Below are 16,184 nucleotides of genomic sequence, written 5' to 3' on the forward strand. Positions count from 1 at the left end.
CGGACGTCGCCACGGGCGCTCTCCAGCCGGCTCAGCTACCCCCGATCAGGGCCCTGACCAGGCTGTTCCCGAAAATTCAGTTTCCGGTAAGCATGGTGGCGAGCGACCAGGCTCCGATCAGCACGGAGTGGTCGGCCGGCGCAAGCTCGATGTCGCGGTGGAGAGCGTCGCGAACACGCTGGCCACCCTGCCGCCGGACATGCCGACCGTCCTGGTCGGATTCGTCGACTCCGCCGACGTGGTCTACCAGGGTTTGGCCGGCGAGCGGGCAGCCTTCGAGCGCACGCTGCGCACTGCGGCCCCGACCGGTGCCACCGATCTCGCCGCCGCGCTGGAACGGGCCCGGCTACACGTCGCCGAGCTGACCGAGAAGCCGCTGTTCGTCCGCCTGCTGCTGGTCACCGACGACCTCACGGCACCAGGGGACCTGCTCCAGGCCGCCTACGACTGCGCGCGTGCCCGCATCACGGTCGACGTCGTCGTGCTCGACCCATCGCGGAGGGTGAGCGAGATGGCCGGTGCGATCGTCGGTGTCACCGGAGGCGCCTGGGAGGCCGCGATGGGCGAGGGCGGCCTGGCGAGCGCCGTCGCCGCCGCCGGCCGGCGCGCCGCGTGGCAGCTCCGGCAGGCCGAGGCGGAGTCCGGCCGGCCGGCCACCCGGCGCCGGAACACCTTCGGCCGCCCACGACCAGTCGCGCCCACCGCGCCCGCGGAGCCGGTAGTGACGGCGGAGCCCACCGTGGCGGCGGAGTCGGTCGTGCCCGCCGATCCGGCGGCGGCGGAGCCCGGTGCGCGGCCCGCCTCCACCGCGGCCTCCGGTACGGCAGCGGCTGGCGCCGCGGCGGCCGGAACCGCTGCGGCCGAGCCGACGGCGCCCGTCCCGGTGGCGCCGGGCGAGCCGGTTCCGCCGGTCGTTCCGGCCGAGCCGTCGGCGGTGCGGTTCACCGCGCGTCATCCCGCGGCCGCCTCCGCGCTCGGGTGGCGGCCGGTCACCGTCGGGGTGTCCGCGGCGCCCGGATCGATTCCGGCCGGGACCGAGCTCGAAATCACCCCCGCGGTTCCCCATCTGCGTTTCCGGCCACCGCGGATTCCCGTCGTATGGGGGCCGGAGCCGGAGACGGCCTCGTTCGAGGTCATCCACGCGCCGGGCGACGGCGGCGATGAGCGCTGTCACGGGCATGTCCAGATCAGCCTCGACGGCCTTCCCGTCGCGCGGATTCCGCTGGATCTCGCCGTCTCCACCGCCGCGGACCCGTCGACAACGCCGGTGACGGTGACAGGCTCGGCGCCGATGTTCCGCGAGATCTACGGTTCCTACGCGTGGGCCGACATCGACATCGCCCGCCGATTCCGGGAGATCTACCGGACGCTGGGCATCACCCTGTTCATGGACGTCCTCGACGTCGACGGGGCCCGGGAGTGGAAACCCGAACTCGAGGTGGCGATCGAGCGCGCCGACCTTTTCGCGCTCTTCTGGTCCCCGGCCTCCGCGGCGGCGGACTACGTGGAGAAGGAATGGCGCCGGGCGTTGGAGGTCGCCGCGAACCGCCGACCGGAGGGCGCGTTCGTCTTCCCGTTCCAGTGGTCCCGGCCGGTACCCGAGCCGCCGCTGCCGCTCGTGGATCTCCCGTTCCGGCAGGTCGATCGCTGGTCCACCGCGCTGGACCGCCTCGCGAACCTCGCCCGGGCGAGCGCAGGCACGGGCCCTGGCGCCGCGGGTGCCCGTGCCGGCGCCGCCGCGGACGCCGCTCCCGTCCCGCCGGGCCCGACCGCGTCCGGCGGTCCGCAGGGCCCGAGCGGCTCGGGCGGCCCGAGCGGCCCGAGCGGCCCGAGCGGCCCGGGCCACGCGAGCGGTCCCGGCGGCGAGGCGGCCGATCGGCGCGACGCGGGCACGGTGCCGCGGTGGGTGGACGTCACCTTCCCGGTCTTCTCGCTCGTCCCGGCGCTGTCGGGCGGCAACGTCGAACGGATCGGGGAGTCGCTGCGCACGGTCGTGCCGTTCCTGGAGGATCTCACCGGCCTGCGCTACTACCCGCCGCCGACCTACGTCACAGACGACACGACGGTCACCAGCCTGCGCCGCAACTGCGAGCCGGACGCAAGGCACCTCGCGGACGAGAACACCGGTGACATCCTGCCCGGCGTGCTCGACGTCGAGGACGAGGCGGTGACCGGCCGCGTCCGCGAGCTTCTGCTGATCTTCCACTCCCACGTGTTGGACGTCGGGCCCGGCACCGACCTTGAGCACGTTCGGCGGGAGGCGGCGGGTGGCTTCGTCCGTAACGCCCGCCGCTACCTGGCGGGGCAGCCCACGGACCTCAGCGACGGCCCCGAGCCGCCCCTGATCTGGCGCCAGCGTTGCGCCGAGGACTTCCCCAGCTTCGCCGGTCTGTACTGCGAGCTGGTCACCCGCTACGTCGACCGGCACATCCGGGCGAGCTCGCGTAATCGCATCGACCCCGAGGTACGCGCCAGGCTGGTCGCCGAGCTGGGGCCGCGCGCCGCGGGGGCGATCGAGCGTTCGGTGGGCGGCGTGGTCGTCGACCCGCCGGTCGACCACGCATTCCGGGCCCGGCTCGTCGCCGCGCTGGAGGATCTCCGGCTGCTGGTCGACACCCGGGAGCGGGTCGTCTCCGACTACCTGCGCTCCGGCGCGCCCGCCTTCGGTGTCTTCCGGCATACCGGCGGGGCGGGGCGGTTCGGGCGCTCCGGCATGCTCGTGCCGACGTCCGCGCCGGCCGTGCTCATGGGGGCCGGTGCCTTCGGCCGGATCGCGGCCTCGCTGCGTGGCGACGCGGTCGTGGACGAGCCGACCTGGGACCGGGCCGCCGCGTTCTGCGAGATGGCGCTGGTGCACGAGCACGCCCACGCGGCGATCGCCACCGGCCTGGACGACCACGGTGCCCGGGCCGGTGCGGCCGGCACACCCGCGTGGACGGCGGCCTCCCGGCTGAACGAGGCCCTGGCAGCGTGGACGCAGCGGCACTTCTACCGCCGTGACCCGCGGATGTGGGACGAGTGCGCCCGCTACATCCGGTCGGGCTCGCTGCGGTCCTGGCCGTACCGCGGGGCCGACGTGCTGGAGGAGCGTTACGCGGCCGAGGGCGTCGAGGCCGTCCGCCGCTTCGTCCGGCTGCTGCGCGACTCGCCCGAGGCCGCGCAGGCCCAGTTCGACCTGCTGCTCGCCCGCTAGACGATCAAGTCCTATGTCTGACTGACCCGTCTCGCAGGGTTCCGCCTCAGCGCGCCTTGGTCACGATGCCATTGGCGCCCGTATAGGACAGAAACTGACCTATATCGCGGTTAGCGTCTTCAGCAAGTTGTGGTTCGCGCTCCAGGAGGCAGTCAGATGTCCGTCAAGCCGGTTCCCCAGGGCTACACCACCGTGACGCCGTGGATCATCTCTCGCGACACGGTGCAGCTCATCGCCTACATGAAGAGGGCCTTCGACGCGGAGGAGCTCGCTTGTCTCACCGGTGAGGACGGAAGCGTCGAGCATGCGGAGGTCCGAATCGGCGACTCGGTGGTGATGTTGTTCGACGCGCGGCCGGAGTGGCCGCCGACCCCCGGCTTCCTCCGCCTCTACGCCGAGGACGCCGACGCCGTGCACCGTCAGGCCGTTGCGGCTGGCGGCACCTCGGTCACCGAGGTCACCCATCTGTTCTTCGGTGACCGGGTCGGGCGGGTGCGTGATCCGCTGGGCAACCTGTACTGGATCCAGACCCGTGTGGAGGATCTGAGCCCGCAGGAGATGGAACACCGCCTCAGCGACCCGGAGTTCACCAAGGCGATGGAGTACGTCCAAAGCGCCGACTTCTTCCCCGGCCGGGCCTCTGACCTCGGCTGACAACGTGCCTATGCGTTGGCGAGGGCGTCGGCTTGGAGCACGGCCCCCAGCCATCGCGCCGCCCGCCGGCGGGCGGGACCGGAGTGTCCAGGAACGTGAAGAGGGTGACCAAGATCGTTGTGTGACGAACAACCTGGACACCCTGCTGACCGCACTGTATGTGAAGATCGACGACGAACTGGCGACAGGCCGATGGATGGGCAGGCCACCGCAGTTGACTGATGCGGAGCTGGTCACGCTCGCGGTCGCTCAGGCTCTGCTGGGCTTCGGTTCCGAGACGCGCTGGCTGCGCTACGCGAACTCGCACATGTCCTCGATGTTTCCGTATCTGCCGCAGCAGTCCGGGTACAACAAGCGCCTCAAGGCGGCGTTGCCGCTGGTCAAGAAGGCGATACGGATGCTGGCTGCGGACACGGACTTCTGGTTCGACAATCACTGGATCGTCGACTCCACGCCGGTGCCGTGCGGCATGTCGCGGCCGACGGTGAAGCGGTCGGACCTTGCCGGGTGGGCCGGATACGGATACTGCGCCTCCCACTCGCGGTTCTTCTGGGGCCTGCGCCTGTACCTGGTCTGTGCGCCGACCGGGATGCCGATCCTGTGGGCCCTGGCCAACCCGAAACTCGACGAGCGCGAGGTGCTCCAGGCCATGCTCGACATCGATGCCGGCCTCGTGGCCGACCGGCCGCGGCTGTTGCTCATCTCCGACAAGGGCTTCGCCTCCAAGGAGTTCGAGAACGACCTCGCCCTGCGCGGCATCACCCTGTTGCGCCCGTCGTTCAAGCGGGAGAGGAAGCGCAAGGGCGAGGGACTGCTCAAGTCGGTGCGGCAGCTGATCGAGTCGGTGAACGACACGATGAAGGGCCAGTTGGACCTGGAGCAGCACGGCGGCCGCACCTTCGAGGGCGTCGCCGTCCGCGTCGCCCAGCGCATCCTCGCAATGGCCGCCGCGATCTGGCGTAACCACAAGACCGGCGCGCCGATCATGCGGTCGCTGGTCGCATTCGATCACTGAAGACATCGGACTTGATCGTCTAGTGGCACATCTGCCAAGGCCGGTGCTTCGCAGCCGTTGAGCTGGTCGGCGAGACCCTTATAGATGGCAACCAAAAACACTATGACCGAAAGCGTGACAGTCGCGGCGTTTCGCGAAAATATTTTCACTACCGAATAACGCGACACGCAAAGGAGGACTCAATGCTTCTGGGTCTGGTTCAGTGCGCCATCGATTTCCTCGCCTGGTTCATTTAGGCGGCTCTTCCTGTTCGGCTGATCCGAAAGTCGCTTGCACGTACGGCCAGTCGTTCAGGCGGTGAGCAGTACCACTCGGCCTGTCGGCTGGAATCTTCCAGCCGACAGGCCGAGTGGTACACCGTCGAAGACCGGTCGGGCAAGGCGTCAGATAATCTTGCGGGTTGTTGCTGACGACGCCGACGCCCACGTACCACGCCGTGCTCAGCGAAGCTTGGGGCACACCCCCCAGGAGCCGCCGAACGACTCGCCCGGCTCGAGCACGCGCAGCCCGTTACCGCTGTTGAAGGCATTCGCCGGGCAGGTCATCGGCTCGACGGCGATGCTGCGCCGCCGCTCGCCGGGGGTAAAGGTGTCACCGGTGAACAGTTGGACGAAGGGCCAGGCGGCGTCCTGCCAGATCGTCAGGCTGCCGCCGGCCGCGGTGAGCGTAACGCGGGCCCGGCCGTCCGCCGCCCGCTCGAGACCGGTGAAGCAGGTGTCGAGGACCAGCCCGCCCAGCGGGCGGGGGTCGCGCAGGTCGAACGGCCCGCCGGTGACCTCCTCGGCGCCGACGGGAATGAGGCGCTCGTCGGTCAGCAGGCGGGTCGCCGCGGGCACCGTGACCGTCATGTCGTCGGCCGGTGCGGGTGATCCGTCCGCGCCGGCGAGGACGAAGTACGGGTGGGCGCCCATGCCTACCGGCGCCGCGGTGTCGCCCAGGTTCGTCGCGGTGAGTGAGACGGTCAGCCCGTCGCCGTCCAGCCGGTACAGGGCGGAGAAGGCGACGGTGAACGGGTACCCCGACTGGGCGCGCAGTACGACCTGGGCCCGCGCCGCGCCCGCGTCCAGGCGTTCGAGCTCCCAGCCGAGCCAGCGGGTCAGGCCGTGGCTGGCGTTGCCCAGCGCCACCTCGTTCACCGGGAGCTGGTGGCTCGTCCCGCGGAAGGTGTAGCGGCCGGCGGCGACCCGGTTCGGCCACGGCAGCAGGAGCTGCCCCCGGCCGCGGCCGGCCATCTCCCCGGGGCCGTAGCCGTCGAGCACCGTGACGGCGCCGACCCGGTAGTCGCGCAGGCCGCCGCCGACCTCGGTGACCACCGCGCGGCTCTCGCCGTGGACCAGCTCGAGCTGGCGCCCGGACGGCGCTGTCGTCTCCACCGCACTGCCTCCGTCCCCGTGGCTGCCCGCACGCCCGTGGCCTGGCGCCACGGGACCGGGTGGCCCGGCTCCATCATCGCGATGGCACCCGCCGGCGTCGCGCCGGGCGTCGGCGGTGCCGGGTGGGCCTTCTCACGGGCGAGCGACGCCACAGCATCACGCCGCCCAGCCACCGGCGAGGCGCATGGTTACGCGCCCGGGACGATCTCTCCCCCGCCACCGGCCGCCAGGATTACACTTTCGTCTTGTTTATCGGTGTTTCGGGCGGCGCCCGGTGTCTCGGTGGTCTGTGCGCCGGAAAAGATGAGTGTCCGGATTATTGTGGACGACCCCACTAACGGCGGATTGGTCGATTATCTGCCGTTCTAGGGTGTTCAAATGACCGACAGGCCCGAGAAGCTCGCCGGGTTCGTGGGACTTCTCGCGCGTTGCTGTGCCCGCTACCGATGGCTCGTCCTGGCGGCCTGGTTGGTCGCCCTCGTTCCCGCCGTCCACTACATCCGGGACGGGGGCGCCCGGTACACCCAGGAAGTCGCCCCCGCCGGTTCGGAATCCGCGAGGGCAATGGATGGTGTCGCGCGGGCCTCACCCGGCCGGCATCTCCCCGACGTCGAGACGATCGTCGTCCGGGCCCGCCGCGGCACAGTTGACGGCGGCCGCGCCCGCGACCGGATCACCGCCCTGGTCGCGGAGGTCGGCCGGCTGCCCGGCGTCACGTTCGTCGCCGACCCGGCGGGGCCGCTGGGCGCCGCCACCGCGGGAGTGGATCCGATCAGCGCCGACCGGCGCACCGCGCTGATCTCCGTCCTGATGGACGGCGGCGCGCTCGAGCCCGACCTCGACGACGTGCACCGGGTCATCGAGGCCTCCCGTGCCTACGACGGCCCGGAGTTGCAGGTCGAGGCGTCCGGGTCGGGGGCCACCATGATCGGGTCAGCGCAGCTCTCGTTGGCCCCGCTCGTCGTCGCCGCGTTCGCCGCGCTCGTCCTGCTCGGCGTCACGCTGCGGTCCCGACTGGGCATGCTGGTGTGCCTGCTGCCAGCGGCGGTCTGCACCCTGCTGGCGGTCGCCGTCACCGCGCGCCTGTCGCACACCACCCAGCTGCCGCCGTTCGCTCCCGTCACTGCCGCGGTCCTGGCGTTCGGGACGTGCCTGGGCAGCGCGGTGGTGGTCGTGCACCGGGCCCAGTCGGCCCTGCTGAGCGGGCAGAACCGGCTGCAGGCCGCCGCGTCGGCGACGACGTCCACGGGCGCGGCGGTGGCCGTCGGTGGCCTGGGCGTGAGCCTCGCCCTGCTCGCGGTCGCCGCGCTCGGGCTGAGCGGGTTCGGTGGCCTGGCACTCGCCGCGTCGGGGGCCGCCGCGCTGGCCGTCCTGGTCGTCCTCACCCTGCTGCCGGCGCTGGTCGCCGCCGGCGGGGTGCGGCTGCTCGGCTGGGCCGAACGGCACTACCTGGCGATGGCCGGTGCCGGCCTGGCGCGGCGGCCCGGTGTGCGCTCCTGGTGGGCCGCGCAGGTCGGCCGGTACCCGGCGCTGGTCGTCGTCGCGGCCGGGGTCCTGCTGATGTCGCTGGCCAACCAGACCGACGGGCTTCGCCTCGGCGGTGGCGACGCGGGCACCGACCCGACCTCGATGACCACCCGGCGCGCCTACGACCTGATCAGCGAGGGCTTCTTTCCCGGTCTGAACGGCCCGATCCTGGTGGCCGTCGACCGCGGTGACCCCAGGAGCGTGCCGGGCGGGGGACGGATCGTCCAGCCCGGGGAGGTCGCCGCGGTGCTGCGCGCGACCCCGGGCGTGCGCACCGCCGCGGTGTCACTGGACGACCCCCGCCTCGGGCCGGCCATCGTGCGCGTGCTGCCCGCCGCCGCTCCGCGCAGCCCGCAGGCCAGCGACCTGGTGCGACGGATGCGCGATGACGTGCTGCCCACGGCGCTGCGCGGCAGTGTCACCAACGCCGCCGTCGGCGGGCCCACCGCGATGTTCGACGACGCTGCGAGCAGCTTCCGCTCGACCCTGCCGCTGTTCCTGGCCGTCGTGCTGCTCACCATAGGCCTCGTGACGTTCGCGGTCGCCGGGTCGATACCGCTCGCCTCCGTGCTCGGCGCGGCCGCCGTGCTGAGCGTGCTGGCCTCCGCCGGCATGCTGCGCGTGTTCTTCCAGGACGAGGAGATCGCGCGCCGCCTCGGCGTCATGACCAGCCCCGCCGAGCCGTTCGTGCTCGTGCCGATCATGCTCGCGGTCTTCGGGCTGGCCCCGGGGATGAACCTGGTCCTGCTCACCCGGCTGCGTGCGGGCGGCGGCACCGATCCGGCCGGCTCCGGCACCGGCACCGGCCGTGGGGGAGCGCTGCGGGGCATCGGCCGGGCCTTCGCCCGGCGCCGGGACGGCGCCCGGCCCGACCCGATCCGCGACGGCCGGGACGCCGTCCGCCGGGGCCACGCCGACCTGGGGCATGTGGTGCTGACGATGAATTTCGTGATGCTGTTCGTGTTCCTCGCGATCGCGGCGCAGCCGTCCAGAACGCTGAAGATGCTCGGGTGCGGCCTGGCGATCGGGGTCGCCGTGGACGCCGTCGTGCTGCGCGCCGCCATCCTGCCCGCGTCGGTGCACCTGGGGCAGCGGTGGCAGGGTGATCGCGCGCTGCGCCGCAGACAGGGCGCCGCCGCCAGGGCCGCCGAGCCCGAGGCGGCGACCGTGGCCAAGGCGTCCGCCGCCCATCGGTAGTCGTTTCATAATCGTTCCCGGGGCGAACTTCCCCGGGGCGAACTGTCCCTGGGGCGAATTGTCTCGGGGCGGCGATCTCCCGGGTTTCCGGTAATACTCCTCGCGTACTTGTCCGCCGTACGGGGAGGAGATTCATCGGTGGCTGCCAAGGATCTGAACAAGATAAAGAAGGCGATGGGTCCGGTCGGGCTGGTCACCCCGGCCGGAGCACAGGCCGGTGTGCGTGCGCCAAAGCCCGACATGGAATGGAAGGTCCAAGGCGGTACGGCCCGGGTCTGGCTCGGGGCCGGGAACAAGGGACTGGTTCGCCCCGTCCTGCTCGCCGACGGCTTCAACATGGGGCCGACGGATTTCGACTGGCTGTGGGAGGGGCTCGACGGCGATCCGTTCCGTTTCCTGACCGAGCTGCGTGAGCGCGGCCAGGACGTCGTCCTGATCGGTTTCGACGAGCGCAGCGCGTCGATTCTCGACAACGCCAGGGTCGTCGCCGAGATCATTCTCCGTGCCATCGGGGAGCGGCAGGGCGACCAGCCGCTGACGGTCGGCGGGTTCAGCATGGGTGGCCTGGTCACCCGCTACGCCCTCGCCAAGCTCGAGATGGAGCGGATGGACCACCAGACGGCCCTCTACCTGTCCTTCGACAGCCCGCACCGTGGTGCGTCCGTGCCGATCTCGCTGCAGGCGATCGCGCACATCCTCGCCCCGATCCACGACGCCTTCTCGAAGCAGGTCAACAGCCCTGCCTCCCGGCAGCTGGTCTGGCGGCACATCGAGAACGCCGACGACCAGCCGCGCGTCGATCCCCTTCGCGTGGAGTTCCTGAAGGCCCTGGAGCGGGTCGGCGGCTGGCCGCAGCGGCCCCGCAAGATCGGGGTCGCCAACGGTGTGGGCGACGCCCGGCGCAACGGCATCCCGCCGGGCGTCGAGGCGCTGCGCTGTACCGGGCCGTTCTTCAAGGACAGCGTCCTGTACACGCAGGCCGGTGGCCGCGACCGGGTCGTCGCCGAGCTCCGTGGGCTGCTCGGGGAGAAGGACATCACCACGAACGACTTCCCCGACATCGACGGGGCGCCCGGCGGCACCCTGGACTCGTTCGGCATTCTCGCGGACGCGCTCAAGGACGCCGGCGAGGGCGTGGACGTCGCACACCGGATCGTGTGCTTCGTGCCGTCCGTCAGCGCGGTCGCGGTTCGCGGCGTCGAGACGAACGACGACCTCTACACCGACATCAACGCCCTGTCCCCGTCCGAGAGCGAGCTGGACGAGTTCCTGTGCTCGTCGCGTGCCACGGCGCATTCGGCGATGACCGAGCAGCTCGGTAGGTGGGTCATCGACCGCATCGCGCGGTGACCCGGGCGCGGGCGGGCGGGGAGTCGGACCGCCCGCCCGCGGCTCCGGCCGACCAGTCCGTCGAACCCATTGACCGACATGCCGGCGCAAGACTGGACGGATGCCCCCGCCGGCGGCATCGTTGCCCGCGGTTGCTCCGCGACGACGGCCGTCATGAGGGTGGGTCAGTGCATCCGGGTGAGTCAGTGCAGGACCGGACCGAGTCACGCCTTGACCGCATCCGCGGCTCCGCCCCGCCCAGGCGGCACGACGCGCGGACCATCGCGGCGCTGACCCGCAATCCGGGTTGCGCGCGCCGCGGGGTGCTCGACGCCGCCGGCGTCGACAAGGACCTCCTCGCCCGCCAGGTGGGCTTCCCGGCCGCCTTCGGCCAGTCGCGCTTCGCGATCGTCCGTGGCAACGTCTTCGAGGCCCGGGTCAAGGCCGACGGCTGCGCCGACCTGCTCCGCATGTTCCATGAGTGCCTCGGGAGCGAGCCCGGGGGGACCGAGCCCGGGGGAACAGCGGCGGGCGAGCCGCTGCTCGTCACCGGCGACGCCGAGCCCAACGAGACCCTGGCCGCGCGCCACGAACGCACCGTCGCCGCGCTGCGCACGGCCAGCGGTACCGACCGGCCCGTCCTGATCACCCACCCGCTGCTGCGTCTCGCCGTCGGCGGCCAGGACGTCCACCTCGAACCGGACCTCGTCCTCGTCCGTCCCGGCGGGCTGTTCCACGTGGTCGAGATCAAGTCCTTTCCCGTCATCGACGGCCAGGCGGAGGGCGAGAAGGTCGCGGCGGCCGCCATCCAGGCCGCGGTCTACGTCCTGGCGCTGCGTCGGCTGCTCGGCCGGCCGGACGCGGTGTCCCATGACGTGGTCCTGGTGTGCCCCAGGGACTTCTCGAACGCCCCGATGGCGACCAGGATCGACGTCCGGCGCCAACTTCTCGTCCTCGACCATCAGCTCGCCCGGCTCAGCGCCGTCGACGCGCTGGTCGCCGCGCTCCCGCCGGACCTGACCTTCGATCTCGCGCCGGGGCCCGACGGCCGGCCGACCCGCCCCGCGGCCGAGCTCGCCGCCGGGCTCAGTCGTCTCGACGCCCGGTACACGCCGGACTGCCTCTCCATGTGCGAGCTGGCGTTCCGATGCCGGCACGAGGCCGCGGGCCGGACCGCCGCGCTCGGCGCGAGCGTGCGCGAGGAGCTGGGCGGTGTCGAGACCGTCACCGAGGTGCTCGAGCTCGCCGCCGGCACCCGTGCACCCACCGCGGACCAGGCCGAGGCGGCCGACCGGCTGCGCACGACAGCCCGGATGTACGCCGCGGGACTCGCGGCGGGACCCGCCACCGAGCACGCGGCGGGGGATCGCGGCCCGACCCCATGACGGCGATCAGCTCGTACGCCCGTGCGCTGGCGGCGGCGTCCGGAACCGCGGTGCCGACCGCCACCGTCCGGCACGTGCACCTCGCCGCGCGCCCGCTGATTCTCGTGCCGCTGGCGATGGCCGGTGAGGCGAACGCGCCGCTGGCCGCCATGGTGGGCACCGAACGCGAGCGCCCGGAGCTGCTCGTCGTGCCCCAGCCCCGCAACCGCGACCTGCGGTTCACCTTCGCCGCCCGCCTGGCCGAGATTTTCCTCCCCTACGTGCTCGGCTTCGCCGCTGACATCGAGGAGCTCACGAACGGGCCACGGAGCGTCGACGCGCCGCAGCTGATCGTCCCGAACCAGGCCGGGGTCGCGTTCGTGCGGCTCTTCGGACGTTCCACCCGGTTCCGCGCGACCACCGGCGACTACGCCGTGGAACCGAGCGTGCCACTGCTCGGCCGGTGGCTCACCTTCTTCGCGGAGCGGGCCGAAGTGCCCGGCTCGTCCCTGATGCCGGCGGCCACGGAGATGCTCTCCCTGCACTGGGCGACCGGGCAGAGCGCGCTGGAGGACGCGAACCTCGCCGCGCTCATGGGCTGGATCGACCCGCCCGCGGGCGCCGACGGCCCGGCCGCGGCCCGCCTGGCCGAGGACCCTCGACACTGCCCGCCGGCCGGCCCGACGACCGACCCCGGGTTCGACAACGAGGTGCTCGCCCCAGCGATCGCGGCCTACGACGCCGTGACGGACCCGTCCCAGCTGCCCGACGCCGTGAAGCGGCTGGAAGAGGCGCTGCACAGCCAGCTCCGGCCGACCTGGGACCTCGTGTGGCGCGCCCTCGACCGGCTCCGCGCGCTGCCCGGCGGCGCGTCGGTGCCGGGGCGGTGGGAGGTCGACCGCTCCCGGTACACCGGATTCCACACCTACATGATCGAGGAGGGCCTGCCGCAGGCCCGGCGGGACGGCGCGGTCGCCGCCGCGCGCCGCCTGAACCGGATGGAGCGGGCCCAGGCCTCCTACGACGCCGAACGCGCCTTCGACGACCCGCTCGTCATGGCCGACCACCGGGTCACCGGCGAGGCGTTCCTCGGCTCGGTCGTCGCCGTCGACCGTGATCGCAGGGTGCCCAACGGACGCGGCAAGGGCCGGCTGGTCACCCGCCCGCTGGTGACGCTGCGCACCGAGGACCCGGTCCGGCTGGCGCTCGGCATGAAGGTCGTCGCCACCCGACGCCGCCGGCAGGAGTGCGTCGTCACCGCCCTCGAGCCGTGCGACGCCGGCATCCTGGTCACCCTGGAGGCGCAGAACGGGATGGGCCGGTCGGCGGCGCCGGCCCCCGGTTCCGTCCCGGAGGTCGGCGAAAGCCTCTGCTACAGCAGCGTGCTGGCGGACGGCGTCCGCTCCGCCACCATGCCGGAGGCGGAGGACACCCCGTGGACGCACGGCGGCCCACCGCAGCCCTACGAACCGAGCGAGCAGGACACGGCGGAGGCCTGGGAGTGAGCGCGGCTTCGGTGACCTCGTCGGCTTCGGCGGCGGAGGAGGCCGAGCGGGTCATCCAGGCGATTCTGGGCGACCTGCGGCGCGGCCACAGCCGCGGGGTCATCGTCGACTCGCCGCCCGGCGCGGGGAAGTCGACCCTCGTCGTCCGGGCGGCCGCGGTCATCGCCGGGTCCGGCGAGCCGCTGATGATCGTCGCGCAGACCAACGAGCAGGTCGACGACCTGGTGGAACGGCTCGCCGCGCGGCTCGCCGACGAGGTTCCCCACGCCCGGGTCGGCCGGCTCGGCCGGGCGGGATACGCGCCTTCGGCCCGCATCGCGAACCTGCCGAACATCGTCACCGCCAGCGACATCGCCGGCCTCGGTGATCCCGAAGTGACGATCTCCACCGCGGCGAAGTGGGCGTACGTCCGGGAGGGGACCTGGCCGTGGGCCATCGTCGACGAGGCGTACCAGATGCGCTCGGACACCCTGCTGGCCATCGCCTCCCGCTTCGAGCGGGCGCTGTTCGTCGGTGACCCGGGCCAGCTCGACCCGTTCTCGACGGTCGCGAACGACCGCTGGCACGGCCTGGTCTGGAACCCCACCCAGAGCGCGGTGGCGGTGCTCCAGCGGGCGAACCCCGACCTGCCCGTGCACCGCCTGCCCGTCTCCTGGCGCCTGCCGCACACCGCCCAGTCGGTCGTCGCGGACGCCTTCTACCCGTTCGTCGGCTTCCGGACGGGCACCGGCCCCGGCGAACGCGCCCTGACGATCCCGGGCCACGCCCGCGGCCCCGCCGACGAGGTGCTCGACCTCGCCGCCGCGACCGGATGGGGGCTGCTCGAGTTGCCGGCCCGGCACACCGTCCGCACGGACGCCGAAGCGGTGAGCGCGGTGGCCGACGTCGCCCGGCGGCTCGTCGAACGCGGGGCGAGCGCGCGATCGGGCACCGACGAACGGGCCGTCACCCCCGACCGGGTCGCGGTGGGAGCCGCCCATCGCGACCAGGTCGTCGCCATCCGCGCGGCGCTCGGTGACCTCGCCGACGGCGCCGGGCCGGGGCAGGTCGTTGTCGACACGGCCAACCGCCTGCAGGGGCGGGAGTACGACGTCACCGTGGTGCTGCACCCGCTTTCCGGGCGGCGGGACGCGACCGCGTTCCACCTGGAGGCCGGCCGGCTGTGCGTCCTCGCCTCCCGGCACCGGCAGGCGTGTGTGGTGGTCGCCCGGGCCGGCATCCGGGACCTGCTCGACACCCATCCGACCAGTGACCCGGTGCACCTGGGGGAGCCGGTGAAGTTCCCGGACGGCTGGGCCGCGAACCAGGCCGTCCTGGCCCACCTCGCGTCCAGGAGCGTCCAGGCCGGCGGCGCGGCTTACGCCGCCAGATAGCCGCGGCGGACGGCGTCACCCACGAGCTGGCTGACGTACTCCCACAGGGCGTGCGAGCCCTCGGAGATCACGCGCTGGTGGGCCAGGACGTCCTCGGCCCGCACGCCGTGGGTCTGCCAGCTCCCGCCGCCCGTCGCGTAGTTCAGGATCAGCGGCTGGACCCGGTCCAGGGCGCGGGCGAAACGCGCGTCGGGGGTGCGCCGGGCCTCGAACTCCTCCCACAGGCTGCGCAGCTGTACGGCCTGATCCCGCGGCAGGCGGGGGAACAGCTGGTCGGCGGCCGCTCGCTCCCGCGCCTCCTGCTCGGCCGCCCCGGCGGGATCGTAGAGAAACGTGTCCCCCGCGTAGATCTCGACCAGGTCGTGGACGAGCAGCATCCGCAGGACGCGGCCGGTGTCGACCTCCTCGTCGGCGTACTCGCCGAGCACGATGGCCATCATGGCCAGGTGCCAGGAGTGCTCGGCGTCGTTCTCCTGGCGTGATCCGTCGGCGAGCACGCTTCGCCGCAGCACCGACTTGAGCTTGTCGATCTCCAGGATGAACGCGAGCTGCCGCGCGAGGCGCGAGTCGGGTGCGGACGGGAGAACGGCGACCGGTTCACCCGGCGAGGGCTGTGACTTCGCTTCTCCTGAGAGCGGGGACTGCGACACCTGGCCTCCTCGTATTGCCTGCGCGCCTGCCGGCCGCCGTCCCGCCGTGCCCGCGGTCCGGGTGTTCGCCGGCTCGCGGGCAGGCCGGGAACCGGCGCCAGCCCTCAGTGTGCGCGGATTCGGGGGTAGGTGCGTCATCTTGCGGTGTGAACAGAGTCCGATCATCTATCGGGTTGACAATGATGCGGTCATGGTTGATTCCTACCGTGCCTCCATTGCTCGTGCGTGGAGAGTTGCTCCGGGCCTAGCGGAGGGTGATCACGGTTTCGAGGTAGGTGGCCGGCAGTGCGACCGCGTCCTGATCGCCGCGGTACCGGTCCCAACGTCGCGCGAGGTCCGTGAGATCGGCCGCGAGGTTTCTCCGCTCCGCCGGGTCGAGCGACTCGAACGCCACGTGAGTCGGCCCGTACCAGCGTCGGAAGAACTCCGCGAACTCCTCCGCGGCCGAGAACCGGAAGGTGCAGATCCGTTCGGTCGAGCGGGCGTCGGCGATCGCACCGCCGAAGAGATCGGCGAGGTGCGGCTCGGTTCCCCACAGCAGCGGGGACGGCACCCCGGGCGGGCCTGGGACGCGTGCGGTGATGACCCGGAACATGTCGCCGATGAACCCGTCTGGTCGCCATGACGCGAGTGCCACCGTCCCGCCCGGGCGCGCGGCACGCACGATCTCGTGGGCGGTGCGCTCGTGGTCGGGAGCGAACATCGCGCCGAAGGCACTGAGGACCGCGTCGAACGAGTCGTCGTCGACCGGCAGGTCCTGGGCGTCGCCGACGCGGAACTCGACGTCGAGACCCTCGGCGCCGGCGCGCGTCCGCGCGTCCGCGAGCAGCTCGGGGACGTAGTCGATGCCGACGACCCGCGTCCCGGACCGGGCCGCCGCGATGGCCGCGTTCCCGGTGCCGCAGGCGACGTCCAGCACATGCCAGCCTGCCCGCAGGTCGGCGGCGTCGGCCAGCAGCTCACTCGTGAGCACGATGCGGGACGCGACCATCGCGAAGTTGCCG

General features: G+C 72.5%; 11 protein-coding genes. 8 read left to right on the plus strand and 3 right to left on the minus strand.

The window, feature by feature from the left end:
- Positions 1-127: 127 nt before the first annotated feature.
- The 3 genes from E0504_RS40030 (at position 128) to E0504_RS40040 (ending at position 4,862) form a co-directional block, all read left to right on the plus strand.
- On the plus strand, positions 128-3,193 hold the full coding sequence (locus E0504_RS40030) for a TIR domain-containing protein (protein WP_165938761.1): 3,066 nt from the start codon (positions 128-130) through the stop codon (positions 3,191-3,193).
- Between the two features lie 156 nt (positions 3,194-3,349).
- Complete coding sequence (locus E0504_RS40035; protein WP_131626938.1) at positions 3,350-3,847, plus strand: VOC family protein; 498 nt, start codon at positions 3,350-3,352, stop codon at positions 3,845-3,847.
- A 121-nt stretch (positions 3,848-3,968) separates the two neighbouring features.
- On the plus strand, positions 3,969-4,862 hold the full coding sequence (locus E0504_RS40040; RefSeq protein ID WP_112105178.1) for an IS982 family transposase: 894 nt from the start codon (positions 3,969-3,971) through the stop codon (positions 4,860-4,862).
- A gap of 440 nt (positions 4,863-5,302) precedes the next feature.
- Here E0504_RS40040 and E0504_RS40045 read toward each other — a convergent pair whose 3' ends face one another.
- Positions 5,303-6,235 carry an aldose 1-epimerase family protein gene (locus tag E0504_RS40045; RefSeq protein ID WP_112105177.1) on the minus strand — a complete coding sequence of 311 codons (933 nt, stop codon included), beginning with the start codon at positions 6,233-6,235 and terminating at the stop codon, positions 5,303-5,305.
- 378 nt (positions 6,236-6,613) lie between these two features.
- Here E0504_RS40045 and E0504_RS40050 point away from each other — a divergent pair, with 378 nt between their 5' ends.
- The 5 genes from E0504_RS40050 (at position 6,614) to E0504_RS40070 (ending at position 14,530) form a co-directional block, all read left to right on the plus strand.
- A complete protein-coding gene (locus E0504_RS40050; RefSeq protein ID WP_131626939.1) occupies positions 6,614-8,959 on the plus strand; it encodes an MMPL family transporter in 2,346 nt (781 codons plus the stop codon).
- 138 nt (positions 8,960-9,097) lie between these two features.
- Positions 9,098-10,309 (plus strand): triacylglycerol lipase, encoded by a 1,212-nt coding sequence (locus E0504_RS40055; RefSeq protein ID WP_235013725.1) that lies wholly within the window; start codon positions 9,098-9,100, stop codon positions 10,307-10,309.
- 185 nt (positions 10,310-10,494) lie between these two features.
- Positions 10,495-11,673, plus strand: coding sequence for a hypothetical protein (locus E0504_RS40060; RefSeq protein ID WP_131626940.1), 1,179 nt, complete (start codon positions 10,495-10,497; stop codon positions 11,671-11,673).
- Positions 11,670-13,157 carry a hypothetical protein gene (locus tag E0504_RS40065; protein WP_112105200.1) on the plus strand — a complete coding sequence of 496 codons (1,488 nt, stop codon included), beginning with the start codon at positions 11,670-11,672 and terminating at the stop codon, positions 13,155-13,157. The genes E0504_RS40060 and E0504_RS40065 overlap by 4 nt, the downstream gene beginning before the upstream one ends.
- Positions 13,154-14,530, plus strand: a complete 1,377-nt coding sequence (locus E0504_RS40070; protein WP_235013727.1) for an AAA domain-containing protein — start codon at positions 13,154-13,156, stop codon at positions 14,528-14,530. The genes E0504_RS40065 and E0504_RS40070 overlap by 4 nt, the downstream gene beginning before the upstream one ends.
- Here the strand turns inward: E0504_RS40070 and E0504_RS40075 are convergent.
- Both E0504_RS40075 and E0504_RS40080 read right to left on the minus strand, forming a co-directional pair.
- A complete protein-coding gene (locus E0504_RS40075) occupies positions 14,515-15,180 on the minus strand; it encodes an HD domain-containing protein (protein WP_112105201.1) in 666 nt (221 codons plus the stop codon). The two genes, E0504_RS40070 and E0504_RS40075, sit on opposite strands and share 16 nt — an antisense overlap.
- Before the next feature lie 244 nt (positions 15,181-15,424).
- Entirely contained in the window at positions 15,425-16,171 is a 747-nt protein-coding gene (locus E0504_RS40080; protein ID WP_131626941.1) for a class I SAM-dependent methyltransferase, read from the minus strand.
- Positions 16,172-16,184: the final 13 nt, after the last annotated feature.

This window comes from Parafrankia sp. BMG5.11 (assembly GCF_004337455.1).

Bases quoted from the DNA above. Each gene is read 5' to 3' on its own strand.
- E0504_RS40035 (WP_131626938.1), top strand. From the start codon at position 3,350: ATGTCCGTCAAGCCGGTTCCCCAGGGCTACACCACCGTGACGCCGTGG.
- E0504_RS40050 (WP_131626939.1), top strand. From the start codon at position 6,614: ATGACCGACAGGCCCGAGAAGCTCGCCGGGTTCGTGGGACTTCTCGCG.
- E0504_RS40065 (WP_112105200.1), top strand. From the start codon at position 11,670: ATGACGGCGATCAGCTCGTACGCCCGTGCGCTGGCGGCGGCGTCCGGA.
- E0504_RS40080 (WP_131626941.1), bottom strand. From the start codon at position 16,171: ATGGTCGCGTCCCGCATCGTGCTCACGAGTGAGCTGCTGGCCGACGCC.